We start from the raw sequence: 22436 nt of genomic DNA on the forward strand, positions 1-22436 counted from the left end.
GGATGGTGGGATCACAGGACACAATATGGACCCGATTGGGTAATCTCGGGGGAGCTCATCCAGAGGGACTGAGGGAAACGGCCCGTTGAAGTCCCGGCAACCCTCCCCGTCGAGCCCCCGCCCGGGGCGTCTCGCGGTGGAACGGTGCCAAATCCGTCCCGCCGCCGAGATCCGGTGTTCGCGGGGAAGATGAGAGGGGAACCTCACTCATGAGCCTGACCGCCGCCACCCACACGATCCGTGAAGGTGCCTTCGGCAACGGTACGCACCTGAGCTGTCGCGCCTGTGGGGCGAAGTCGCCGCTCGGCCCGTTCTATGCCTGTATGGAGTGCTTCGGTCCGCTCGAGGTCGGGTACGAGTACCCGACCATCACCCGCGAGCAGATCGAGGCCGGTCCCAAGAACATCTGGCGGTACCAGCCGCTGCTGCCCGTCCCCGTGGACGTGGCCAGCTTCCCGAACACCGAGCCCGGCTACACCCGGCTCGTCGACGCGCAGAACCTGGCCCGCGAGCTCGGGCTCAAGAAGCTCTGGGTGAAGGACGACTCCGGTAACCCGACGCACTCGTTCAAGGACCGAGTGGTCGCCTCCGCGCTGAGCGCGACCCGCGAGCTGGGCATGAAGGTCTTCGCCTGCCCCTCCACCGGCAACCTGGCCAACGCGGTCGCCGCGGCCGCGGCCCGCGCCGGCATCCGCTCGGTCGTCTTCATCCCGAAGGACCTCGAGCGCGCCAAGATCATCACCACCGCCGTGTACGGCGGGACGCTGGTCGCCGTCGACGGCAACTACGACGACGTGAACAAGCTGGCCTCCGAGATCGCCGGTGAGGAGGAGGGCTGGGCGTTCGTGAACGTGAACGTCCGCCCGTACTACTCCGAAGGCTCCAAGACCCTCGCGTTCGAGATCGCCGAGCAACTCGGCTGGCGGATTCCGCAGCAGGTCGTGATCCCGGTCGCGTCGGGTTCGCAGCTGACCAAGATCGACAAGGGCTTCACGGAGCTCGGCAAGCTCGGTCTCGTCGACGCGACCGACTACAAGATCTACGGCGCGCAGGCGACCGGCTGCTCGCCCGTCGCACAGGCGTTCCGCGACGGCCACGACGTGGTCAAGCCGGTGAAGCCGGACACGATCGCGAAGTCGCTGGCGATCGGCAACCCGGCCGACGGGCCCTATGTCCTGGACGTCGCCCGCCGTACCGGTGGCGCGATCGAGGACGTCAGTGACGAAGAGGTCGTCGAGGGCATCCAGTTGCTGGCCCGGACCGAGGGCATCTTCGCCGAGACCGCGGGCGGGGTGACCGTCGCGACGCTGAAGAAGCTGATCGCGACCGGGCAGCTCGACCCCGAGGCCGAGACCGTCATCATCAACTCCGGCGACGGGCTCAAGACGCTCGACGCCGTGGCCGACCGGGTCGGCCCCAAGGTGACCATCCCCGCGTCGTACGACGCCTTCGTGAAGGCAGGCCTGCAGTGAGTGTGAGCGTTCGCGTCCCGACCATCCTGCGGCCCTACACCCAGGGCGTGTCCGAGGTGTCCGCCGAGGGCGCGACCCTCACCGAGGTGCTCGACTCGCTCGACGCGTCGTACCCGGGGATCAAGGGCCGCGTGCTGGACGACTCGGGTGAGCTGCGCCGGTTCGTGAACGTGTACGTCGACGATGACGACGTACGGTTCGCCGACGGCCTGCAGACCACGATCAAGGACGGCGGCCAGGTCTCGATCATCCCCGCGGTCGCCGGCGGCTGAGCCGTCCCCGGTTCCGGTCGTCGTTCGTCCGGAACCGGGTCTAGGGTCGCCTGTCATGGCGACGAAATGGACGATCAGCGGCGTTGCGGCCGATCCGCTGCGGCTTGCCGAATTCTGGGCCGCCGCGCTCGGCTACATCCTCGAACCTGGGTACGACAACGACGAGCACGGTGCCTCGATCGTGGATCCCGATGACCTCGGCCCCGCGATCGGCTTCCTGCACGTCCCGGAACCCAAGACCGCCAAGAACCGCCTGCACCTCGACATCCGGGTGGCCGGGCGCGGTCCGCGGGACGCCGCGTCCGCCGACCGCATGCGGACGAAGGCCGCCGCGCTGGTCGACCTCGGCGCGGTTCAGATCCGCGAGGACTTCTACGGTCCCGAGTTGGGCCACATCGTGATGCAGGATCCCGAGGGCAACGAGTTCTGCGTCGGCTGATTAAGCTGCTGCGATGCGTGCTGTTGTCATCTCGGAGTACGGGGTACTGCCTGAGGTTCGTGAGGTTGCGGAGCCTGCGGTTGCGGACGGTTCGGTGGTTTTGAAGGTCGAGGCCACCGGGCTGTGTCGTAGCGACTGGCATGGGTGGATGGGGCACGACTCCGACATCGTGCTGCCGCATGTCCCGGGGCATGAGCTTGCTGGGACAATCGCCGCGGTCGGCTCCGGCGTCACTGGGTGGGCGGTCGGGGACCGAGTCACGACGCCGTTCATCTGCGCGTGCGGTGCGTGCGAGCAATGCCTGGAGGGCAATCAGCAGGTCTGTCCCAACCAGCTCCAGCCTGGGTTCAACTACTGGGGTTCGTTCGCCGAGTACGTCGCTGTGCCGTACGCCGCTGTGAACCTGGTGCGACTGCCCGACGACATGGACTTCGCTAGTGCCGCGGGCCTGGGCTGCCGCTTCGCCACGTCGTTCCGCGCTGTGCACCAGGTAGGACAGGTCGTGGCGGGCGAACGCGTGGCCGTGTTCGGCTGCGGTGGCGTAGGTCTATCAGCGGTCATGATCGCGTCGGCCCTCGGCGCCGAGGTGATCGCGATCGACACCAACTCCGAGGCGTTGAACCTGGCCCGCGAGTACGGCGCCGTACACGCGATCCACGCGTCGGCAGAAACCGTCGCGCAGATCCATGACCTGGGCGGCGCGCATGTCACCATCGACGCGCTCGGCTCCAACGACGTCGTCCAGCAAGCGCTCCAATCCCTCCGCCCCCGCGGACGCCACGTCCAGATCGGGCTTCTCCCCTCCGGCGTCAACCTCGACGTAGGCCGCCTCATCGGCCAGGAACTCACCTGGCTCGGCAGCCACGGCATGCCCGCCCACGCCTACCCCGAGATGCTCGCCCTAGTTGCCACCGGCAACCTCAACCCCCAGCAACTCATCACCCGAACCATCACCCTCGAAGAAACCCCAGCCGCCCTGGCAGCCCTCACCAACGGCACCCCCGCCGGAGTCACCGTCATCACCCCATAACGCTCTGGACCCGGCCCCCAGGAAATGCGACGGTCCAACTCGTCGGATTCCCGAAGGAGGGCGTGAGATGTCTTCAGAGTTCATTCAACTGCGCGACATCCGCTACTGCAGCCCCGGCGGCGTCGCCCTCTGCCTGGACGTACTCGGACCCGCATCCACAACCCCGTTGGCAACCGTCGTACGGATCGACGGCTGCCCAGGCTGGGGCCCCGGCGATCGCTCGTCCGCGCAACTGCCGTTCGCGAACCCGGCGCTCGCCAGCGCGGGCTTCCTGACCGTCGCGATCTCCGTCCGCCACAGCGGACAAGCAGTCTTCCCCGCCCAGTTGCACGACATCCAGGCCGCCTTGAGTTGGCTACGACGCAATCCACTCGGTCTGCCGGTCGATCCCGATCGCATCGGCATCTGGGGGCAGTCCGCAGGCGGACACCTCGCAGCGCTGGCAGGTCTCACCGCATCCCCGCGTACGACGGCAGCTGACGTCCACGCCGTGGTGACGATCAGCGGCCCGAGCGACCTCACCCGCCCCGGCGGCGCCATGCGCATCGACCGCCCCTCGCCGGTCACCGCCTTGGTCGGGGGTGACCTCGAACAGCTGCCCGCGGCCAGCCCGGTAACGCACGTCAGCGCCGGCGCGCCGCCCTTCCTCATCATCCACGGCACCGCCGACGAGACCGTCCCGTACGAGCAGGCCGAAGCACTCCACCGCGCACTGCTGGCCGTCGGCGCGCGGTCGCGGCTGTTGCCGATCGCCGGTGGGCCGCACGACCTGCGGGGCGATCAGTACGCCGTCGCGGACGAAGCCGCGCGCTTCTTCCAGGAGAGTCTGGGCTGACCTTTGCGGAACATTTCTCGCAGCAGGCGCAAACTTCTTACCGGAAAGCCGGCCGCTACAGCCTGATCAGGTAGACGGTGGGTGGGCGGCCGGTGCGGCCGTGTTGTTGGGTGCCGGTGGGGGCGGCTAGGCCGGCTCGTTCGAGGCGTTTGAGGACTCGGCGGGCGGTGCGGAGCTGGACGGCGAGGTGGTCGGCGACGTCCTGGGTGGTGAGGCCGTCCGGGAGGGTAGCGGTGAGTTCGCGCATCCGGGCGAGGGTTTGGGTGTTGAGGCCGACCCGGCGGGCGAGGAGCGGGAGGCTCTCGGTGCCGCGGGCGCCGGACGGCTGGTCGCCGGAGGGTTCGATGACGATCTCGACGTCGTCGGACATCGAGACGACCCCGGCGACCGAACCGATCGAGGCGGCGCGGCCCACGGCGCGACGGGCGAGCGCCTCGGCTTCAGCCGCCGTACGGCCGACGCCGAAACCGACGTACGCCGTGCTGTGCCGGGCCGCTAGGTGATCGAGCAGGGGCATCCGGGAGAACTGTTCCGTGGCCTGCTCCAGGAGCCCGCGGGTGGTGACGACCAGGTGTCGGCCGTCGGGGAGGGCGGCGAGGCTGCCGCCGAGCGTGATGAGGTCGGCGGCGAGGGCGTCGTCAGGTTCGGGAAGATCGATGACGCCGAGCGCGACCTGGGCGTCGCCGACGTGCTGGCCGGTCGTGGTGAGGATCAGGGCCTGCAGGGTGGAGCGGATCGAGTACCGCGACGGCGCGAGTCGCACCGACGGCATCTCGTTCTCGATCAGGTGGAACGCCGAACCCAGGCAGCTGATCGCGACCTTCGTGTCGTGCTTCTCGCGGGCCGTGCGGTGGAACTCGACGATGTCGTCCGAGGTCAGGCCCGGCCGGTACGGCAGCACCTGGATCTGGTCGGTCGGCAGCTTCGCCTCGATCAGCGTCTCCAGCACCTCGGACCGCCGCAGCGTGTCGATCGAGAACTGGGTGACGTTGTGGCCGAGCCGCAGGAGCTCGACGAGAGCGCGCAGCAGGGTCGCCCCGTCGTACGAGACGTACATCGCGGGGCGGTCGATCACCCCGGCTTCGGTGGCGATCGTGTACGGGACGACGCCGGTGAACAGGAACGCGTCGACACTGGACTGCGCCTGCTCGACGAGCTCGACCGCCTCGGTCTCGTGCCGGTACGCCAGCGGCACGAGCACGGTCCCGCTCGGCGCGCCGACCACCGTCACCCGCTGGACCAGGTCCTCGGGTCCGACGACCCCGACCGCCAGCGCCATCAGTCAACCCCGCCGATACCTGAGCTGATCCTCACGGCAGTCCTCCGACGACTTCTGGTCTGGCCCTCAAGTCGCAGAATAGCGCAGCGGGCGCCGAGATCTTGACGTTCAGGCCTTGCTCTCCTAGTTTCGGTCAAGACCACAATTACCGCCACCCCCTGAGGCGGATCCAGGGAGCGTCGGTGTGGTGGAGCGAAGGAGGGAGCGCGCCACCTCACTGTCCGCTACCGGTGTAATTCCTCCAGGCAGCGGATCACCAGATCGCGCTCGCCTGGCGGCAGTTCCGGTCCGTACGGATCGTGTGCGGCCGCGGCCGAGACCAGTCCTTCCCACTCGGCCGCCCAGAGCATCCGCTGCACATAGCCCTCGATCGGCGCGTAGAACGTCGCCGCCGCGAACCGGTCCAGCCGGTCCGACGCGGTCAGGAACTCCGAGTGGTTGCCGGCCGTCCAGGCCCGCAGTACGGCGGCCGACAACTCGACCTGCGCCGACGCGATCCCGACGAGCGCCGTGTCCGCGCCCCACATGAACGACGGCCCGTACATCCGGTCCTCGCCGGTGATCAGCAGTTTCCCGCTGTCGCGCCCGGCCCAGATCGCGTCCTGGCACCCGATCGCGCGGTCCAGCGTCGCCGTCTTCACGCCTAGCATCGCGTCCAGCGAGAGCAAATCGCGGATCAGTTCAGGTGAGTACGGATACCCGCCGGCCTCGCCGTGCAGGTAGAAGCCGACCAGCGGCAGCCCGCTCTCGGCCGCCACCCGCTCGTGCAACGCGACCGCCTGTGCATGCCCGTCCGGCAGCTCGCCTAGCACTGCTAGCGGATAGACCATCACCGCATCAGCCCCGCCGGCCGCGGCCGCCCGCGCCATCTCCACGGTCGCGTCCGCTGCGTCCTGCAGGGTCTGCGCCGAGGACGACTTCGGTACGCCGACACCGGCGACGATCGGTACGTCGGTCGCGGACCGCCACGTCTCGAGCACCTTCGCGCGATCTCCCGGGGACAGGTAGAGCCCGCGCCCGGTGTGCGCCCACACCGCGACACCGCCGACAGCGTGCTTCGTGAGCGAGACGGCGTACGCGGACAAAGCGTCGTACGCGACGACGCCGTCGGAGTCCATCGGGGTGACGACCGCGGGGAGCAGCGTGCCGCGGAGGCGTTCGACGAGTGGATGCATCATGACCTCTCAGACCCTGTTAGACGTCGTGCCCGAGACCGGGGCGCTTCGGTACGTCGATCCAGCCGTCGCAATCGGCGAACACGGTCGGGGCCAGCGGGTCCTCGTCGACCATCAACGGCCCCACCAGGTCCGCCGCGACGGTCGCTCCGGGTACGGCGGCGGCCAGGTGTACGGCGGCCAGCGTCGCGACACCCAGCTCAGGCATCGACCCTACCTTCACCGCGAGCCCCGCGGCCTCGGCCACCGCGGCGATCTGCAGTGCGCGATGGAGCCCGCCGACCTTGAGGATCTTGATGTTCAGTACGTCGGCCGCGCCGCGTCGCGCGATCTCCAGAGCGTCGTGCAGCGAGTGCATGCTCTCGTCGACCATCACGCGGACGTCGAGGCGGTCCCGCAGCCGGACGAGCCCGGTCAGGTCCCAGCGCGGAAGGGGCTGCTCGAGGAGCGTGAGGCCCGCAGCGCTCATCTTGGCGAGGTACGGGAGGGCCGTGGTGGCGTCGTACCCCTCGTTGGCGTCCAGGCACAGCTCGGCGTCGGCGGGGATCGCGGCGCGGACGGCGCGGATCAGCTCGAGGTCCTTGGCCGGGTCGTGGCCGCCCTTGACCTTCAGGTGCATGAACCCGCGGTCGGCGTACTCCGCGGCCTCGGCGGCCATCTCGTCGAGGGTGCCGAGCCCCACCACCCACGTGGTCTGCACGCGGTCGCGGACGCTGCCGCCGAGGAGCGCGTGGACCGGCCAGCCGCTGATCCGTCCGGCGAGGTCGAACAGGGCGATGTCGAGGCCGGCCTTGGCGACCTGCTGGCCGCGCAGTACGCCGTCCATCGTGACGTGAGCGCCCGCGCGGTCGAGCGGGTCGCGGCCGATCAGCGCCGGCGCGAGATGCTCCTCGATCGCCGCCTGGACTCCGGCCAGCGTCTCACCGGTGTACGCCGTCATCGGCGAGGTCTCGCCGATCCCGACGTCGCCGTCGGCGGTGTGCACCTCGACGACCAGGCTGATCAACTCGTTGCTCACGCCGCTGCTGATCTGGAACGGCCGGCGGTACGGCGCGCTCACCACGCGGGTCTTGATCGCACTGATCGGCGCGGCCCCGAAGGCCTCCGATCCCCCACCCGGCAACCCGGCCGGTTCTGCTGCAAGACTCATAACCGGCTCCTAGGGTCGCAATCTGGGCGGAAAGCATTTACGGTCAAGACCGTAAATACCCTGAGCGCTCCCTGTCAACGGAAGGTGGCACCCCGATGCGGCTGGGTCTCTATCTGAACCTCTACGGCACCCCGGACGAGCGGCCCCAGCTGGCCGACGCCGTCGAGCAGGCGCGGCTGGCCGAGCAGGCCGGATTCGAGTGGGTCGTGCTGGGCGAGCGGCACCTGCACCGGCCCGGGTACCACGAGATCCTGACGTCGATGACGTGGCTGGCCGCGCACACCTCGCGGATCGGGATCGCCACGGCCGGGATCGTGGCGCCGCTGTACGACCCCGTCGTACTCGCGGAGACGCTGGCGCATATCGACGTACTGTCGGGTGGGCGGCTGACGGCCGGATTCGTGCTCGGGTACCGGCCGGAGGAGTTCGCGCTGTACGGCGTGACGCAGGCGGAGCGGGTCGCGCGGTTCGAGGAAGGGCTGGAGATCCTCACCCGGTTGTGGACGTCCGACGAGGTCACGTACGACGGCAAGTTCACGTCCATCCAGGAGGCGTACCTGTCGCCGCGTCCCGTGCAGACGCCGCGGCCGCGGCTGTGGAACGGCGGGCGGGTGTCGGCCGTTCTGGAGCGTACGGCGCGGATGTGCGACGGGTGGACCACATCGTTCAACGAACTCGACGCGGACCTGCCGGCGAAGATCGCCGAGTACCTGTCGTATCCCCAAGGCGCCGGATCGCTCGGCCAGGAGGTCATCCTCTGCCGCGAGGGCTACTGCGCCCCCACGTCCCAGGACGCGCGGCAGGCACTGGAGGAGCCGCTACGCGACCTGTACGACGCCTACACCGGCTGGAAGCGCACGTCGACAGACGCAGCCCGCTACACCCAAGGCTGGGACGAAATCGCCGACCGCAGCGTCATAGGCTCCCCCTCCCAATGCGCCGACCGCCTAGCCCACTACGAGTCCCTGGGCGCCGACGGCATCATCCTCCGCATCCAACCCCCCAACATGCCCCAATCCGACGCGCTCAAGGCGATCGAGTCCTTCGGTGAACTGCTGTAGCGGTTCAGGCCTTCAGGCCCGACATCGCGATGGAGTCGGTTAGGTAGCGTTGGAGGAGGCCGAAGACCAGGAGGCTGGGGACTACCGTGATGGTGGCGCCGGCCATGACCTGGTTGATGGGGACTGCTTGGGTTTGGAGGGTGGCCAGGCCGACGGTGAGGGTTTGCATCTGGCCGGACTGGCCGATGACGAGCGGCCACAGGAAGTCGTTCCAGTGCCAGAGGAAGACGAAGATGCCTAGCGTCGCCAGGACGGGACGGACCAGGGGCAGGACGATCATCGTGAAGATCCGCCACTCGGGGGCGCCGTCGATCTCGGCGGCCTCGAAGAGCTCGTCGGGGAGTTGCATGATGAACTGGCGCATCAGGAACACCGCCTGCGAGTTCGCCAGCGTCGGCACGATCAGGCCCCAGTAGCTGTCCACCCAGTCCAGTTTCGCGACCAGGATGTACGACGGGATCAGCGTCGCCTGGAACGGGACCATCAGCGTGGCGAGGAACGCCCAGAACATGATCTCCCGGCCGGGGAACTTCTTCTTCGCGAACGCGTACCCGGCCATCGACGCGAACAGCAGCACGCACGCCACGGACACCAGCGAGTAGAGCAGCGAGTTCACCGTCCACCGCGGGATGTCCGAGCTGGACAGCACCTTCGAGAAGTTCTCCAGCGTGAAGTTCGCCGGGTTCAGCGCGTCCGGGAACGTCCGCCCGCTCGGCGGCGCGAACGCGACCAGCACCATCGCCGCGAACGGCACGATGGTCACGATCGCCGTCAGCGCCAGCAAGGTCGGCAACGTCAGCCGGCCCGCCGTACGCCGTCCTGCCGCCGGTGTCTCCACTACCGGCCGGACCGGTGGACGGTCGAGTACCTGAGCCATCTAGTCGTCCCTCCCGACGAGCCGGCGCTGTACGAGCGAGACGATCAGCACGATCAGGAACAGCACCAGACCGATCGCACTGGCGTAACCGAAGTCGAAGTACTTGAAACCGCTGTCGTACAGGAAGTACACGAGCGAATAGCTGGACCGCACCGGTCCGCCGCCAGTCATCACGAACATCGCGTCGAAGACCTGGAAGGCGCCGATGGTCTCGATCACCAGCACGAAGAACAGCACCGGCCGCAGCTGCGGCAGCGTCACGTACCGGAACCGCTGCCAAGTCCCCGCGCCGTCGATCATCGCGGCCTCGAGGTACGACTTCGGCACCGCCTGCAGACCCGCGAGCAGGATCAGCATCGAGTACCCGAAACCCTTCCACGCCGACGTGACCGCAATCGACGGCAGCACGGTGTTCGACTGGCTGAGGAAGTCGATCGGGCCGATGTTCACCAGCCCGAGGACCGAGTTCAGCAGCCCGTCCTGCGCGTCGTAGATCCACTTCCAGATCACCGCGGCCAGCACGATGCTGGTCACGTACGGCAGGAAGAACACACCGCGGAAGAAGCCGCGCTTCCACACCACCTGGTGGAGCAGTACGGCGGTACCGAGCGAGAGCAGGACCGTCAGCGGGACGAAGATCACGGTGTAGGTGATCGTCACCAGCAGCGCCTCGTGGAACACCTTGTCCGACAACAGCCGCGTGTAGTTGTCGAGCGCGATGAAGTCCCACTTGCCGCTGATCCGGTAGTCGGTCAGCGAGAGCAGGAACGCCCCGATCGCCGGCAGGAACCGGAACGCCAGGAAGAGGACGAGCATCGGGGCGACGAACAGCAGACCGACCCACGGCCGGCGACGGGGGCCGCCTCGAGAACGAAAAGCCTTCCGGCCGGCCGCGGGTCCCGCCCGACCCGCGACCGTGTCCGGAGGGGTGTTCGTCAACGCTGCCTCGACAGGAGGTCGTTGGCCTGCTTGGCGGCGTCGTCCAGGGCCTGCTGCGGCTGCTTCTTACCGGTCAGCACGGCCTGGATCTCGGGGCTCAGGAACGACATGATCTGCCGCGCCGCCGGGTTCGGCTCACCCGGGATCGCGTACTGCAACGCGTCCCGGAACTTCGCCGCGTTCGGGTCGGTCGACTCGGACTTGGCGTCGCTGCGCGGCGAGTAGAACCCGGACGCCTTGCTGAGCGCGTCCAGCTGCGCCGCCTGGGTCATGAACCCCAGGAACTTCTTCGCGCCGTCGACGTTCTCCGAGGCCGCGTTCACGACCAGGCCGCCCGGGAGCCCGAAACCGACCTGCTTCTTGCCGGTCAGCGGCGTACCGAGCTCGACGTTCGCCGCGCCCCAGGTCTTCGACACGGTGGCGACGTCGGCCGGAACGCTGGTCATCGCCATCGCGACCTGCCCCTTGCCGAACGGCGAGTCGGCGACCACGTTGCCCGCGGTGAGCGCGGTCTTCGGGATCGCGCCCTCGTCCCACAGGCTCTTCAGGAAGGTCAGCGCCTCCAGGCCGGGGGCCTGGTTGAAGGTGACGCTCTTGCCGTCGTCGGCGAACACCTTCCCGCCGGCCTGCCACAGCAGCGGGTAGAAGTTCAGGTTCAGCGTCGCCTCCGGCGAGGCCGAGTAGTCCAGCGTGGAGAACCCGGCGGCCTTGAGCTTCGGCGCGGCCGCCTTGATCTCGTCCCAGGTCTCCGGCGGCTTGCTGATCCCGGCCTTGGTCAGCACGGTCTTGTTGTACATCGTGGTCGTGACCGTGTGGTAGATCGGGGCGCCGTACACCTTGCCGTCGACCGTCAGGCCGGGGATCGCGGCCGGCAGGAACTTGTCCTTCTCCGGCGCGACCACGTCGTCGACCGGCTCCAGCGAGCCGCTCTTCACGTACTGCGGGATCTGGTCCGGGATCATCAGCAGGACGTCCGGACCCTTCTTGCCGGAGAACGCGGCCGCGACCTTCTCCTCGCGGTTCGCCCACGGCTGAGCCTCGATCTTGAGGTCGATCCCGGAGTTCGCCGCCTCGAAGTCGGTCTCGACCTTCTTCCAGTAGGCGTCGCTGGCCGCCTGATCGGCGATCACCGGGTACATCCAGAGCGTGACGCTCTTCTTGCTGGCGGAGCCGCCGTCGTCGCCTCCGCCGCACGAGCTGAGCGCGGCGGCGAGGACGAGCGCGGTTAGTGGTGCCGCGATGCGGCGGACGCTGGATTTCATCGCACCCCCAGGGTGTCCGGAAGTCAGGGCCGGAAGTAATGGAACCGAATAACGGTCAGGACCGAAAGTAGCTGGGTGCAATTTCGGCTGTCAACGGCTGATATCAATCCGGAACAGCTCGGAGCCGCTCGTCATCAGCAGTTGGTGGTCTCCCCGGACGCCGAGCCGCCGGTGGGCGTGCGCGACGAACACGGTCGGGACGGCGTTCTTCCCGGGCGCGATCCGGTAGATCTTGTTCAGGTCGATGCTCACGTAGACGGCCTCCGAGGTGGCGACGATGTCGCCGCTGGAGTTCGTCGTCCCGAGCGTGAAGGACTTCTTCAGCTTGCCGCTGTCCGGGGCCACCGCGAACACGGTCTTGCCGGCCACACCCCAGAGCAGCCCGTCCGGCCCGATCGTGACCGCCGAGACCGTCGCGCGGCCCGGCACCGGCACGGTTTCCCAGAGTTTCTTCTTCTTGGCCACGTCCCACGCGAATACTGTGCCCGCTTCCCGGGTCGGCGGGGTGGTGGCCAGGCCGCCGGCGATCGACGTACCGCCGTACACGATGCCGCAGTGCGAGGTGAGGCCGAACACCGACTCGTCCTGGACGACGTTGCGGTACTTCTCCGCGGTGTTCGTCGTCGGGTCGTAGATCACCAGCGCGCCGCCCAGCCGGTCGCCGTCGGGGACGGTGCCGACCGCGATCTTGCCGTTCACCTCGGTCAGCGCGCGGGCGCGGGTCTGCAGCAGGTCGGGCTTCAGGTTGAGCCGCTGAACCGGGTTGTCCGGGGTGCCGGGCGGCCCCGGGGAGTACTCCGGACTGCTCCAGGGCTTGCTCAGGTCGTAGTCGTAGAGCCTTGCCTCGGGGTAGGCGCCGATCCAGAGCTTGCCGTCGGAGCCTTCCATCAGGGCCTCGACCTGGGAGAACCGGTTGAACGTCGCCGCACCGGTGGTCGGGTTGACCACGGAGACCCCGCCGTTCAGGAACCCGCCGGCGTAGATGTTGTTCTTGCCGCCCGCGACGGACAGGATCTCGATCGGCTCCCGGCGGACCTTGGTGGTGAAGATCTCGGACTTGCCGGTCTGCGGGTTGTACCGGAACTCCTCGCCGCGCCACAGCGTGCCGACCACGCTGGTGCCCGGGTAGTCGGGGAGGTTCAGGTCGGCGTACCCGATCGAGCGGGCGTTCTGGATCCGGCCGGTGAACGTCAGGCCGGTTCCGGTCAGGGTCTTGGTGGCCGGGTCGTACTTCTTCAGTTCGCTGCTCTGGATCAGGTACAGCGAGCCGTCCGCGCCGACCGGGGAGATGTCCAGGCCGTGCGCGTTCGGGATCTCGTCGACCCAGGTCCGCGACGCGATGTCCCACACGTACAGCGGGCCGGGGAAGGCCGTGCTGATCCGGGCGTACACGCGCCCGCCGCGGGCGTTCAGGTCGTACACGACCTTGTCGGACGGGTCCCCGAGACCGGGCGGCGACGGGAGTTCGGTGACCGCGCCGGAGGTCACGTCGAGTTCCATGATGTGCGCGTCGGGCATCGTGCCGGCGTACACCTTGCCGCCCGCGTAGTCGATGCTCTTGACGTACGTCTGACCCGCCAGGACGGTGCCGTAGTCGCGGATCGCGCCGGTCTTGTCGTCGTACCGGAACACCTTGCCGTTCGGGAACGTCCCGCCGTACACGTTGCCCTGGTCGTCGGTGGTGATCCGCCAGATGAACGACTCGGACGCGATCGGCCGGCCGAGATCCTCGACGCTGCCACCCGGCCGCAGCCGGTACAGGTGGCCGTTGTTGTAGGTGCCGACGTAGATCGTGCCGTCCGGCGTCGCGGCGACCGCGTAGCTGCCGTCCGCGCCGGGCAGCGCCGCGGAGAGCAGGCTGTCGCCGGTGGCCGGGTCGATGGCGTTCAGGTACGCCGGACTTCCGGTGGACACGTTCCAGATCGCGGTCTTGCCGTTCGGGCCGGGCGCGACGGTGCCGCCGATGAGCAGTACGTCGGACAGCGGCGTACCGAGTGAGACGACCGTGCCGACCGGTGGTTGGGGACCGGCCTGCGCCGGTGTGTTCAGGGTTGTGCCGAGCAGAGCGACGAGGGCCAGTGCGAGAAGGGAGCGGACTGATCGCATGCGAGTTGCCTCCGGGGTGCCGTATTTACGGTCCTGTCCGAAAGTGAAGCTCTCGCGGCGTGGCCAAGTCAACGGCTCGGGACAATTTGCAGCTACTGACAGCAACGGGTCCGGTTACGGCCTCGGCCGTTAAAGCTCGGGTAGCGCGTCGAGCAGGTTCTGCAGCTTCTCGCGCGTCGCCGCGAAGTAGCTGTTCTCGCGGTGCAGCGCGCGATGGAACGCGGCCAGCTCGGCCGCGGAGATGGTGTTCGAGAACGTGCTGATCTCGGTCAGGTCGAGCCGCCGGTTGAACAGGTGCACGGTGTCCCGCCAGCGGTGCAGCAGGCCGACGAGCTCGGCGTCCCTGTGCAGGCCGAGCGCACCGGACACCAGCGCGAGGTCGACCGCGGACACCACGAGTCGCGGGTACACCTGCCGGGTGCTCGGCGCATCGGGCGAGAACCGCTCGTCGTTCAGGAGCCTGGTGTTCTCGTGCAGCTCGTTCGCGACGGCCCGCAGAACCTCGGTACGGCGTTCCGCCTCGGCCGTCAGCCGCTCGACGAAGATGCCGGTCAGCCCGGCGACCAGGGTGAGTGAGTTGACCGCCGGCTCCCAGCGCGAGCCATTCGGCCAGAAGAACCACAGGACACCGAGAACGAACGCCAGCGCGAGCAGACCGTACGTCACGAAACTGACGACGGTCCGCCTCATGTAGACCAGATGTCGTCGGCGAGGGTGCGTGCGGTCTCGCCGGACCCCTCCGGTGCGAGCAGCAGCAGTTCCAGGCCGAACGGGTTCGGGCGGCGGGCGTACCGGAACTGGGACTGGATCGCCTCGACCGGCGTCAGCTGACAGGCTTCGGTGAGCCGCTTCAGCCGGTTCGTGGAGTACTTGCGGGTGGTGTAGAGCCGGATCGTGTCGCCGATCGGCAGCACCGCCTCGGTGTGGTCCGGCAGCTCCATCCGGACCTCTTCGCCGGTGTCGTTCTGCCAGAAGATCTTCACCAGCAGCGCGTCCTCGTCCTCGACCTCGCCGACGAACTTGACCAGGTCGTTGTTGATCTTGAGGTCGGTGTTGTACCGCAGGGTGCTGGTGACGAACTCCGCGAACGCGCGGGTCTGGTGGTACTCGTCCGCGGCCGCGTCGGCGCTCTCCTGGTCGAGTCGCGTCGTACTGGCCACCTCGAGCAGCAGCCGGTCCTGCGGCCGCAGCCCGCGGGTGAGGGTGGCGAGCAGCTCTTCGTCGCTCTCGAAGTTCGCCAGCGTGTTGCCGGTCAGGGTGAACAGGATGGGCTCGTCGCCGACCAGCCGGGCCAGCATCTGCGCCAGCTCTTCCATGTTGTCGGCGATCGAGAAGTCCAGTTGCACCGGAAGCACCTGGGCCACCGGGAACCGGGCGTCGCGAGCGGGCTGCGTGCCCATCCGCAGCATCTCGGAGCTCATGTCGACCGGGATGTAGTACATGTTCCGGTTCTGCCGGCGCATGTCGCTGAGGATCGTGCGGTCCTTCACACCGGTGCCGACCCCGAGGCTGACCAGGTGGAAGCCGCCGTTCTCGACGTGCGGCCGGACCTTGCGCCAGTGCCGCAGGAACGACTCCGCACCGGCCTTCATCACCAGGTAGAACGGGTCGTTCGTCGCGTTCGCCCACGCGATCGTCGGGCCGATGCCCCAGTACGAGAAACCGGAGGTGATCTGCTTGCCGTCACCGGTCGTCGAGAACGGCCCGCGCAGGTCGCCGGTCAGCGTCGCGAGCTTGTCCGTCTGGTCCTCGCCGGTCAGCACCAGTGACCACGCGAAGTCGTCGTCGGCCAGCGCATGCTCGAGCTTCCGGATCACGGGTACCGGATCGGCCACGTCTCACCCCTCACACGATGAGAGGTCAGGTTATCGGTTACCGCCGACTACCGTCGGTCAAACAGGAGTGACCGCGTCGGCCTCGCGGCCCTTGGGCCCGTCGACGATCTGGAACTCGACGTGCTGGCCGTCCTCGAGCGTCTTGTACCCGTCGGAGACGATCTTGCTCCAGTGCACGAACACGTCGTCCTGCCCGTCGACGGCCAGAAAACCGTAGCCCTTGTCGGCGTTGAACCACTTCACGGTGCCGCGCACCATCGGAACTCCTAGACCACGGGACCCGCTTCACCCGGGCCCCTCGCGATCCACAAGCTTAATGGAGGCCACTCCCACGACGATCGCAGTGCCCACGAGTGCCGCGCTGACCCAGAGCGGGCCGCGGAAGCTTCCGGACCCGATCGCGAGCCCGCCCAGGAGCGGTCCGGCGGCGGCGCCGACGTTCAGCGCGGCGGTGGCCAGTCCGCCGGTCAGGACGGGAGACTCGGTGCCGGCGTACAGGGCGTACGAGATCAGCGTCGAGCCGACCGCGAAGGACAGTGCGCCCTGCACGAGGACGAGGGCAACGGTCGGTACGACGTACGCCGTGGTCAGGGCGAACGCGCACCACCCGAGCAGCAAGATGCCGCCGGCAACGAGTACGAGGCGGTCGTCGCGACGGTCGGCGTACCGGCCGGCGACGGTGACGCCCGCGAACGAGCCGAGCCCGAAGAGCGCGAGCATGACCGGGACCCATCCCACCCCGAGCCCGGTGATCTCGGTGAGCACCGGCGAGAGGTAGGTGAACGAGCAGAACGTCGCGCCGTTCACGAGGGCGCCGAGGAGCAGCAGTACGGCGAGCCTCGGTGTCACCATGAACCGCCCGACGGTCGCCGGGCCGGTCGTTCGGTCCGGCACCGAGCGCAGGATCCCGAGCAGCGCTGCGAGCGAGATGATCGCGACGGCCCAGAACGCGGATCGCCAGCCGAGGTACCGGCCGAGCACGGCTCCCGCCGGTACGCCGACGATGCAGGCGAGCGTCGCACCGCCGAGAAGGACGGACGTCGCGCGGCCCTTCGCGTCCGGGCCGACGAGGGAGGCGGCGGTGGCGAGTGCGATGGCCAGGAAGCCCGCGTTCGCGAGGGCCGCGAGGACCCGGGTGACCAGCAGAACGGTGAAGTCGCTGGTCAGCGCGCCGACCACGTGGACCGCGAGGAACACGGTCAACGTCACGAGCAGCGTCCGGCGGCGCGGCCAGCGGGCGCCGAGTACGGCGACTGCCGGGGCGCCGACGATCATCCCGAGCGCGAACCCGGACGTCAGCCAGCCGGTCGAGGGGATCGACACGCCCAGGTCCTGGGCGATGTCCGGGCCGAGCCCGGAGAGCATGAATTCAGAGGTCGCCTGGGCGAAAACGGCCAGGCCAAGCAGGTACAGCACGAAAGGCATGGAAATGCTCCGCAACCATGAGAAGACGGGTATGAGTCGTCTCCGGCGGTTCCGGGCGAGTTACACGGAACGGCCGGTGGTTACGGTTTGTCTGCCTCCGGGCTGGTCACGCAGGGGAGCTTAGAGAACGGCGCGCCGCGCGTCCACCTAGTTAGACGCGGCGCGACGCGGCCAGACCGAGGAGGCCCGCGGTGACCAGCAGGAGAGCGCTGGTCACGCCGAGGTCGTCGGTCTGCAGTACGCCGTTGTCGGTGAGCATCCAGATCGTGGCAGCGCCGGTCAGCACCGTGCCGGCCACCACGCCGGGCACGTCCGGCTTGGTCTTCTTCATCGAGTAGGCCGCGGAGTCGCCTCGCAACGCATGGCGAGGAAGTGCCGCGACTGCCTCCCTTCGGAGATCGGGAATTGTCGGTCCTGGGTGATTGGATTTGTGCTGTGTCGCGATTCCGCTTGTACCCGACTCCAGCGCAGGAGGCTGCCTTGCTGGAGCAGTGCCGGCATGCGCGATACCTGTGGAATTTGGCGCTTGAGCAGTGGTCGATGTGGCGCCGCGACCGAGGTCCGACACCGGCGTACGTCGAACAGGCGCGCCAATTGACCGAAGCCCGAGCCGCGTTCGGTTGGTTGCGGTCGGGCTCTCAGACCGTGCAGCAACAAGCTCTGCGGGACTTCGACCAGGCCGTAAGGAACTTCTACGGAGGCACTCACCGGCGGCCGACCTGGCGCAAGGCTGAGCATCACGAGGGATTCCGCATCGTCGGTGGTCAAGCATCGCGGATCATGAAGCTGAGCAGGAAGTGGGCGCAGGTGCTCGTCCCGAAGGTCGGCTGGGTGCGGTTCCGACTGTCCTGGGCAGTATCTGGAGCGAAGTCGTATCGCATCACTCGCGATCGTTCGGGTCGCTGGCACATCGCCTTCGCCGTCGTCCCTCAGCCGATCCCCGCGCCGGCTACGGGCGAGGTCGTCGGTGTCGACCGAGGCATTGCGGTATCGGCCGCATTGAGTACTGGCGAACTTCTCTCCTGCCCAGGCCTGTCGGCGCGCGAGCAAACACGGCTCAAGTACTTGCAACGCCGTCTGGCCGGATGCCGCCGTGGATCGAACCGGCGTCGGCGAGTGAAGTCTGCGATCGCGAAGCTGCACGCCCGAGCCGCTGATCGTCGCAAGAATTGGGTGGAGAAGACCAGCACCGACCTCGCCCGACGATTTGCCGTGATCCGGGTGGAAGACCTTCGGATCACCCAGATGATCAGGCGACCCAAAGTCAAACCCGACCTCGAACGTCCAGGTGCTTACCTGCCGAATCGGCGCGGTGCCAAGGCGGGGCTCCACCGTGGCATTGTGGTCAATGCCTGGGGTGCGCTGGTACGTCGTCTGGAGCACAAGGCAACCGGGCGGGTCGAGAAGGTCAACCCCGCGTACACGTCGCAGACCTGCAGCGTCTGTGGGCATCGCGCGCCGGAGAACCGCGAGAGCCAAGCGGTCTTCCGATGCGTCGCCTGCGGGCATCGGGCGCACGCGGACGTCAACGCGGCGATCAACATTGCGGCCGGACGGGCCGTCAACGCACGCAGAGAGACGCCGCCACGGGTCTCGCCGAAGCGTGAACCTCAACTCGCTACCTCCGCGTAGTAGTTGGAATCCCCGCCTGACAGGTGAGGAGGACGTCAACCGCGCTCCACCTTGATGCTGCCCAGCCTGAGGTCCAGGTCCAGGGTGACCTGTTGCGGGCCGGCCTTGCCGTCCGTGCCGAGGTCGTTGAGCTTCAGTTCGGCATTATGGCCGCCCTTGTGGTCGTTGAGGAAGGCAACGTCTCCCATTTCGGTCGACAGCGTGCCCTGCACGTCCACGTCCTGCGGGAGCTTCACGATCACCTCGCCGAGGCCGCCGTGCACCTCGACCTTGGCGCCCGGGCCGAACTTCGCCTGGGTCAGGTCCAGGTGCACCGACCCGGCGTCGAACTGGTAGCTCGTCCCGGTCGCGGTGATGGTCTGGCTGGCCGGCGCGACGTAGTTGGTGTCGGCGAAGTTGCGCGGCACGCCGGCGAACACCGTGCTCGCGGTGGCGCCGAGGGCCAGCAGGATGCCGAGCGGCAGCAAGGCCAGCGTGCGGCCGACGAATCCGCCGAGCAGCATGCCGCCGCCGAGCGTAGCCAGGCCGATGATCAGCATGGTCGCCGTGGGGGCGCCGGCCAGTGCGGCGATGCCGATCGCGATGCCGGTCAGTACGACGATGATCGACTTGATCCCGCGCATGCCCTTGGCGGGCGGTCCGGCGGGGGTGCTCGCGACCGGCGGGGTGGTGCCGGCGGGCTCGTCGACGTACAGGCCGAGGGGGTCGTCCTCGGTCCACACAGGCTGGACCGGTTCGACGGTGCGGTCCTGGGGTCGCTGTGGGGCCGAGGACGACGGACCCGCCGGGGGAGCCGACGGGCCGGTCTGAGGAGACATGTACGCCGAGGTCTGCTGCTGACCGGAGTACGCCGGCGGCACCGTGTCCTGCGGGCGCTGGCCGGGCGTGTTGGGCCTGCTGCTCTTGCGCTGCTTCGCGATCAGCCAGATGACACCGACGACGATCAGCGGGCCGGGGATGAAGCGGCCGAAGTTGAACGACGACATCATCGCGATCGCGATGAACACGCAGGCGCCGATCACGACCGGCCAGAACCACGGGTGGTCGGTCCGGACCCGGTCGCCGAGCACGCCCTGCGCGGCGGAGCGGTCACTGCCCTCGTCGGGCATCAGGACCCAGGCGGCGATGTAGAAGATCACGCCCGGACCGCTGATGATCAGTACGGCCATCACCACGCGGACCAGCACCGGGTCGATGTTCAGCGCGCGGCCGATGCCGCCGCAGACACCCGCGACCCAGCGGTCCGACCTGCTGCGCCGCCAGCTCTGGGGGTTCTGCAGGCGGTTGCGGTCGAACCCGGCGGGTCCACTCTGGTTCTGCTCCATGTCACCGATACTCACACCAACCTCGGGCGTGCAACATCGGGGATGCACCCTGATGGCCCCCCGAATCGGCTGAATTTCGGGGTTCTCCCCGAGCGGACCCTGAGCGCGGCGGGCAGGCGCTGAGGAGGCGGCCGGGGGTTAGCCTGCTGGTGTCGGGCCGGTCCACATGTGACGATCGTTGTGATGAGCCAGCCAGCAGCCGCGCCCCCGGGCGGGTCCTCCGCGAACGGAGCCCCACCCGAGCCGCCGCCTGGCCAGAACCAGGACCAGTGGCGCTACAAAGGCTGGGGCCCGCAAGGCCCGGGGCAGTACCAAGGCCCGTACGCCGCCTACGCCGCGCGGATGCGCAACCAGGCCGGATCAGGCTCGGGCGGTCCGACGTACACCTCGACGCCGCCCCGGCCGGCCGCAGAGCCGACCCGCCGGGCGTACCGGCGTACCGAGGGGCGGGTCGTTGCCGGTGTCGCCGGTGGGATCGCCGACCACCTCGGCGTGTCGGACACCGTCGTACGGCTGGTGCTGATCGCGACCACGGTGTCCGGCGGCTTCGGCGTACTGATCTATGCGGCGCTGTGGTTCCTGATGCCACTCGCGCCGGAGACCGTGCCGGACGCGCCTGGGCTGGCCGCGCACACACGTAAAGGACTGCGTACCGACGAGCCGGCGCCGCCGGTCGCGGAGGCGAAGCAACGGAAGCGGGAGAAGAGCCGCGGGCAGCTGCCCGCGCTTGTGGCCATCGGAATCGGCCTGGTCCTGCTGCTGCAGGTCGCCGGGCTCGGTATCGCGGGCAAGCTGTTCTGGCCGCTGGTCTTCGCCGCGACCGGTCTGGCGCTGATCTGGCGGCAGGCGGACGAGAGCCAGAAAGACAAGTGGGCGCGCGACGTCCGGGTCCCGATCATCGGCCTGGTGCTCGGCAAGGGCGGCTGGAAGTCGCTGATCCGGATCGCCGTCGGGCTGGTCCTGCTCGGCACCGCAGTCACCTTGTTCCTGGTGCAGAACGGCCGGCTCTCGATGGTCGGCGACGTACTGATCGCGCTCCTGCTCGCGGTGGTCGGGATCGGGGTCATCGCCGGGCCGTGGGTGCACCGGCTGACCCGGGACCTGAACTCCGAGCGCGCGGAGCGGGTTCGCTCCCAGGAGCGCGCCGACATGGCCGCGCACCTGCACGACTCGGTGCTGCAGACGCTGGCGCTGATCCAGAAGCAGGCCGAGGACCCGAAGGCGGTGGCCCGGCTGGCGCGCTCGCAGGAGCGCGAGCTGCGGTCCTGGCTGTACGACGAGGAACACGACGCCGACCAGACGATCGCCGGTGCCGCGAAGCAGGCGGCCGCCGAGGTCGAGGACTCGCACGGCGTACCGATCGAGGTGGTCACGGTCGGCGACTGCGATCTGACCGAGCCGCTGGCCTCGATGGTCCGGGCCGCCCGCGAGTCGATGGTGAACGCGGCCAAGCACTCCGGCGCGGCGAAGATCGACGTGTTCGTCGAGGTGGACGGCGACCGGGTGGAGATGTTCGTCCGCGATCGCGGCAAGGGCTTCGACGTGGACGAGGTACCGGACGACCGGCTCGGCTTGCGGCACAGTGTGATGGGCAGAATGGAACGGCACGGCGGACACGCGACGGTGCGGTCCGATCCCGAGACAGGCACCGAAGTGCGACTGGAGATGGACAGATGAGCAGCAGGCGCGTTGTCGTCATCGACGATCACGACATGTTCCGGGCCGGGGTACGCAGCGAGATCGGCACCTCGGTCGACATCGTCGGCGAAGGAGCCGACGTCGACAGCGCCGTCAAGGCGATCGTCGGCGCCGAGCCGGACGTCGTCCTGCTCGACGTCCACCTGCCGGGCGGCGGCGGCACCGAGGTGATGAAGCAGGTCCACCAGCGGCACCCGGACATCAAGTTCCTCGCGCTGTCGGTGTCCGACGCCGCCGAGGACGTGATCGGCGTGATCCGGGCCGGCGCCCGCGGGTACGTCACCAAGAACATCTCCGGCACCGAACTGGTCGACGCCATCAACCGGGTCGCCGAGGGCGACGCGGTCTTCTCCCCGCGGCTGGCCGGCTTCGTGCTGGACGCCTTCTCCGGCGCCATCGACATCGCCTCGGTCGACGAGGACCTCGACCGCTTGTCCCAGCGCGAACGCGAAGTACTGCGGTTGATCGCCCGCGGCTACGCGTACAAGGAAGTCGCCCGCGAGCTGTTCATCTCCGTGAAGACCGTCGAAACCCACGTCTCCTCGGTCCTCCGCAAACTCCAACTCTCCAACCGCCACGAACTAACCCGCTGGGCCACCGACCGCCGCCTGGTGTAATTCACCC

22 protein-coding genes and 1 riboswitch are annotated in these 22436 nt (G+C 68.5%); of the genes, 9 read left to right on the top strand and 13 right to left on the bottom strand.

Going from position 1 to position 22436, the window contains the following annotated elements; translation table 11 throughout:
- Positions 1 to 52 precede the first annotated feature (52 nt).
- Positions 53 to 196, top strand: a riboswitch (SAM riboswitch).
- A 13-nt stretch (positions 197 to 209) separates the two neighbouring features.
- From thrC to ACLJOO_RS24800, 5 genes are all read left to right on the top strand, one after another.
- Positions 210 to 1472, top strand: a complete 1263-nt coding sequence (thrC, locus tag ACLJOO_RS24780) for a threonine synthase (protein ID WP_130383009.1) — start codon at positions 210 to 212, stop codon at positions 1470 to 1472.
- Positions 1469 to 1744: a ubiquitin-like small modifier protein 1 gene (locus ACLJOO_RS24785; protein WP_130383007.1), complete on the top strand. Its 276-nt coding sequence runs from the start codon at positions 1469 to 1471 to the stop codon at positions 1742 to 1744. The genes thrC and ACLJOO_RS24785 overlap by 4 nt, the downstream gene beginning before the upstream one ends.
- Positions 1745 to 1799: 55 nt before the next feature.
- On the top strand, positions 1800 to 2183 hold the full coding sequence (locus ACLJOO_RS24790) for a VOC family protein (protein WP_410789755.1): 384 nt from the start codon (positions 1800 to 1802) through the stop codon (positions 2181 to 2183).
- A gap of 13 nt (positions 2184 to 2196) precedes the next feature.
- A complete protein-coding gene (locus ACLJOO_RS24795; protein WP_410789756.1) occupies positions 2197 to 3213 on the top strand; it encodes a zinc-dependent alcohol dehydrogenase family protein in 1017 nt (338 codons plus the stop codon).
- A gap of 67 nt (positions 3214 to 3280) precedes the next feature.
- Positions 3281 to 4048 carry an alpha/beta hydrolase fold domain-containing protein gene (locus tag ACLJOO_RS24800; protein WP_410789757.1) on the top strand — a complete coding sequence of 256 codons (768 nt, stop codon included), beginning with the start codon at positions 3281 to 3283 and terminating at the stop codon, positions 4046 to 4048.
- A gap of 55 nt (positions 4049 to 4103) precedes the next feature.
- On the opposite strand, the gene ACLJOO_RS24805 is transcribed toward ACLJOO_RS24800, so the two are convergent.
- From ACLJOO_RS24805 to ACLJOO_RS24815, 3 genes are all read right to left on the bottom strand, one after another.
- Complete coding sequence (locus tag ACLJOO_RS24805) at positions 4104 to 5327, bottom strand: hypothetical protein (RefSeq protein WP_410789758.1); 1224 nt, start codon at positions 5325 to 5327, stop codon at positions 4104 to 4106.
- 224 nt (positions 5328 to 5551) lie between these two features.
- Positions 5552 to 6505: a dihydrodipicolinate synthase family protein gene (locus ACLJOO_RS24810; RefSeq protein ID WP_410789759.1), complete on the bottom strand. Its 954-nt coding sequence runs from the start codon at positions 6503 to 6505 to the stop codon at positions 5552 to 5554.
- A gap of 16 nt (positions 6506 to 6521) precedes the next feature.
- The gene (locus tag ACLJOO_RS24815) at positions 6522 to 7652 is read right to left on the bottom strand and encodes a mandelate racemase/muconate lactonizing enzyme family protein (protein WP_134003779.1); all 1131 of its coding nucleotides are present in this window, start codon (positions 7650 to 7652) and stop codon (positions 6522 to 6524) included.
- A gap of 95 nt (positions 7653 to 7747) precedes the next feature.
- Here ACLJOO_RS24815 and ACLJOO_RS24820 point away from each other — a divergent pair, with 95 nt between their 5' ends.
- On the top strand, positions 7748 to 8713 hold the full coding sequence (locus tag ACLJOO_RS24820) for an LLM class flavin-dependent oxidoreductase (RefSeq protein WP_410789760.1): 966 nt from the start codon (positions 7748 to 7750) through the stop codon (positions 8711 to 8713).
- Between the two features lie 4 nt (positions 8714 to 8717).
- Here the strand turns inward: ACLJOO_RS24820 and ACLJOO_RS24825 are convergent, their stop codons facing one another.
- The 9 genes from ACLJOO_RS24825 to ACLJOO_RS24865 all read right to left on the bottom strand — a co-directional run bounded on the left by ACLJOO_RS24825 (position 8718) and on the right by ACLJOO_RS24865 (position 17488).
- Positions 8718 to 9590 carry a carbohydrate ABC transporter permease gene (locus tag ACLJOO_RS24825; RefSeq protein WP_410789761.1) on the bottom strand — a complete coding sequence of 291 codons (873 nt, stop codon included), beginning with the start codon at positions 9588 to 9590 and terminating at the stop codon, positions 8718 to 8720.
- Positions 9591 to 10529, bottom strand: a complete 939-nt coding sequence (locus tag ACLJOO_RS24830; RefSeq protein ID WP_410789762.1) for a carbohydrate ABC transporter permease — start codon at positions 10527 to 10529, stop codon at positions 9591 to 9593.
- Complete coding sequence (locus ACLJOO_RS24835; protein ID WP_410789763.1) at positions 10526 to 11791, bottom strand: extracellular solute-binding protein; 1266 nt, start codon at positions 11789 to 11791, stop codon at positions 10526 to 10528. The genes ACLJOO_RS24830 and ACLJOO_RS24835 overlap by 4 nt, the downstream gene beginning before the upstream one ends.
- A 90-nt stretch (positions 11792 to 11881) precedes the next feature.
- On the bottom strand, positions 11882 to 13897 hold the full coding sequence (locus tag ACLJOO_RS24840) for a hypothetical protein (RefSeq protein ID WP_410789764.1): 2016 nt from the start codon (positions 13895 to 13897) through the stop codon (positions 11882 to 11884).
- A gap of 129 nt (positions 13898 to 14026) precedes the next feature.
- Positions 14027 to 14587, bottom strand: a complete 561-nt coding sequence (locus ACLJOO_RS24845; protein WP_410789765.1) for a hypothetical protein — start codon at positions 14585 to 14587, stop codon at positions 14027 to 14029.
- On the bottom strand, positions 14584 to 15732 hold the full coding sequence (locus ACLJOO_RS24850; protein WP_410789766.1) for an L-histidine N(alpha)-methyltransferase: 1149 nt from the start codon (positions 15730 to 15732) through the stop codon (positions 14584 to 14586). Before ACLJOO_RS24850 ends, ACLJOO_RS24845 begins: the two co-directional genes overlap by 4 nt.
- A gap of 57 nt (positions 15733 to 15789) precedes the next feature.
- Positions 15790 to 15990: a cold-shock protein gene (locus ACLJOO_RS24855; protein WP_130382983.1), complete on the bottom strand. Its 201-nt coding sequence runs from the start codon at positions 15988 to 15990 to the stop codon at positions 15790 to 15792.
- A gap of 27 nt (positions 15991 to 16017) precedes the next feature.
- Complete coding sequence (locus tag ACLJOO_RS24860; RefSeq protein WP_410789767.1) at positions 16018 to 17157, bottom strand: Cmx/CmrA family chloramphenicol efflux MFS transporter; 1140 nt, start codon at positions 17155 to 17157, stop codon at positions 16018 to 16020.
- A 151-nt stretch (positions 17158 to 17308) separates the two neighbouring features.
- Positions 17309 to 17488 carry a hypothetical protein gene (locus ACLJOO_RS24865; RefSeq protein WP_410789768.1) on the bottom strand — a complete coding sequence of 60 codons (180 nt, stop codon included), beginning with the start codon at positions 17486 to 17488 and terminating at the stop codon, positions 17309 to 17311.
- Positions 17489 to 17592: 104 nt separating this feature from the next.
- Here ACLJOO_RS24865 and ACLJOO_RS24870 point away from each other — a divergent pair, with 104 nt between their 5' ends.
- Complete coding sequence (locus tag ACLJOO_RS24870; protein ID WP_410789769.1) at positions 17593 to 18789, top strand: RNA-guided endonuclease InsQ/TnpB family protein; 1197 nt, start codon at positions 17593 to 17595, stop codon at positions 18787 to 18789.
- Positions 18790 to 18824: 35 nt separating this feature from the next.
- Here the strand turns inward: ACLJOO_RS24870 and ACLJOO_RS24875 are convergent, their stop codons facing one another.
- Positions 18825 to 20114, bottom strand: coding sequence for a PspC domain-containing protein (locus ACLJOO_RS24875; protein ID WP_410789770.1), 1290 nt, complete (start codon positions 20112 to 20114; stop codon positions 18825 to 18827).
- 183 nt (positions 20115 to 20297) lie between these two features.
- On the opposite strand from ACLJOO_RS24875, the gene ACLJOO_RS24880 reads away from it, so the two are divergent.
- Complete coding sequence (locus tag ACLJOO_RS24880; RefSeq protein WP_410789771.1) at positions 20298 to 21791, top strand: PspC domain-containing protein; 1494 nt, start codon at positions 20298 to 20300, stop codon at positions 21789 to 21791.
- Positions 21788 to 22429, top strand: coding sequence for a response regulator (locus ACLJOO_RS24885; protein ID WP_131286012.1), 642 nt, complete (start codon positions 21788 to 21790; stop codon positions 22427 to 22429). The genes ACLJOO_RS24880 and ACLJOO_RS24885 overlap by 4 nt, the downstream gene beginning before the upstream one ends.
- Positions 22430 to 22436: the final 7 nt, after the last annotated feature.

The organism is Kribbella sp. C-35 (assembly GCF_046549195.1).
Lineage (GTDB): Bacteria > Actinomycetota > Actinomycetes > Propionibacteriales > Kribbellaceae > Kribbella.

Coding starts and splice junctions, on each gene's coding strand:
- thrC (WP_130383009.1), top strand. CDS start 210: ATGAGCCTGACCGCCGCCACCCACACGATCCGTGAAGGTGCCTTCGGC.
- ACLJOO_RS24790 (WP_410789755.1), top strand. CDS start 1,800: ATGGCGACGAAATGGACGATCAGCGGCGTTGCGGCCGATCCGCTGCGG.
- ACLJOO_RS24795 (WP_410789756.1), top strand. CDS start 2,197: ATGCGTGCTGTTGTCATCTCGGAGTACGGGGTACTGCCTGAGGTTCGT.
- ACLJOO_RS24800 (WP_410789757.1), top strand. CDS start 3,281: ATGTCTTCAGAGTTCATTCAACTGCGCGACATCCGCTACTGCAGCCCC.
- ACLJOO_RS24805 (WP_410789758.1), bottom strand. CDS start 5,327: ATGGCGCTGGCGGTCGGGGTCGTCGGACCCGAGGACCTGGTCCAGCGG.
- ACLJOO_RS24810 (WP_410789759.1), bottom strand. CDS start 6,505: ATGATGCATCCACTCGTCGAACGCCTCCGCGGCACGCTGCTCCCCGCG.
- ACLJOO_RS24815 (WP_134003779.1), bottom strand. CDS start 7,652: ATGAGTCTTGCAGCAGAACCGGCCGGGTTGCCGGGTGGGGGATCGGAG.
- ACLJOO_RS24820 (WP_410789760.1), top strand. CDS start 7,748: ATGCGGCTGGGTCTCTATCTGAACCTCTACGGCACCCCGGACGAGCGG.
- ACLJOO_RS24825 (WP_410789761.1), bottom strand. CDS start 9,590: ATGGCTCAGGTACTCGACCGTCCACCGGTCCGGCCGGTAGTGGAGACA.
- ACLJOO_RS24835 (WP_410789763.1), bottom strand. CDS start 11,791: ATGAAATCCAGCGTCCGCCGCATCGCGGCACCACTAACCGCGCTCGTC.
- ACLJOO_RS24840 (WP_410789764.1), bottom strand. CDS start 13,897: ATGCGATCAGTCCGCTCCCTTCTCGCACTGGCCCTCGTCGCTCTGCTC.
- ACLJOO_RS24845 (WP_410789765.1), bottom strand. CDS start 14,587: ATGAGGCGGACCGTCGTCAGTTTCGTGACGTACGGTCTGCTCGCGCTG.
- ACLJOO_RS24855 (WP_130382983.1), bottom strand. CDS start 15,990: ATGGTGCGCGGCACCGTGAAGTGGTTCAACGCCGACAAGGGCTACGGT.
- ACLJOO_RS24860 (WP_410789767.1), bottom strand. CDS start 17,157: ATGCCTTTCGTGCTGTACCTGCTTGGCCTGGCCGTTTTCGCCCAGGCG.
- ACLJOO_RS24865 (WP_410789768.1), bottom strand. CDS start 17,488: ATGAAGAAGACCAAGCCGGACGTGCCCGGCGTGGTGGCCGGCACGGTG.
- ACLJOO_RS24875 (WP_410789770.1), bottom strand. CDS start 20,114: ATGGAGCAGAACCAGAGTGGACCCGCCGGGTTCGACCGCAACCGCCTG.
- ACLJOO_RS24880 (WP_410789771.1), top strand. CDS start 20,298: ATGAGCCAGCCAGCAGCCGCGCCCCCGGGCGGGTCCTCCGCGAACGGA.
- ACLJOO_RS24885 (WP_131286012.1), top strand. CDS start 21,788: ATGAGCAGCAGGCGCGTTGTCGTCATCGACGATCACGACATGTTCCGG.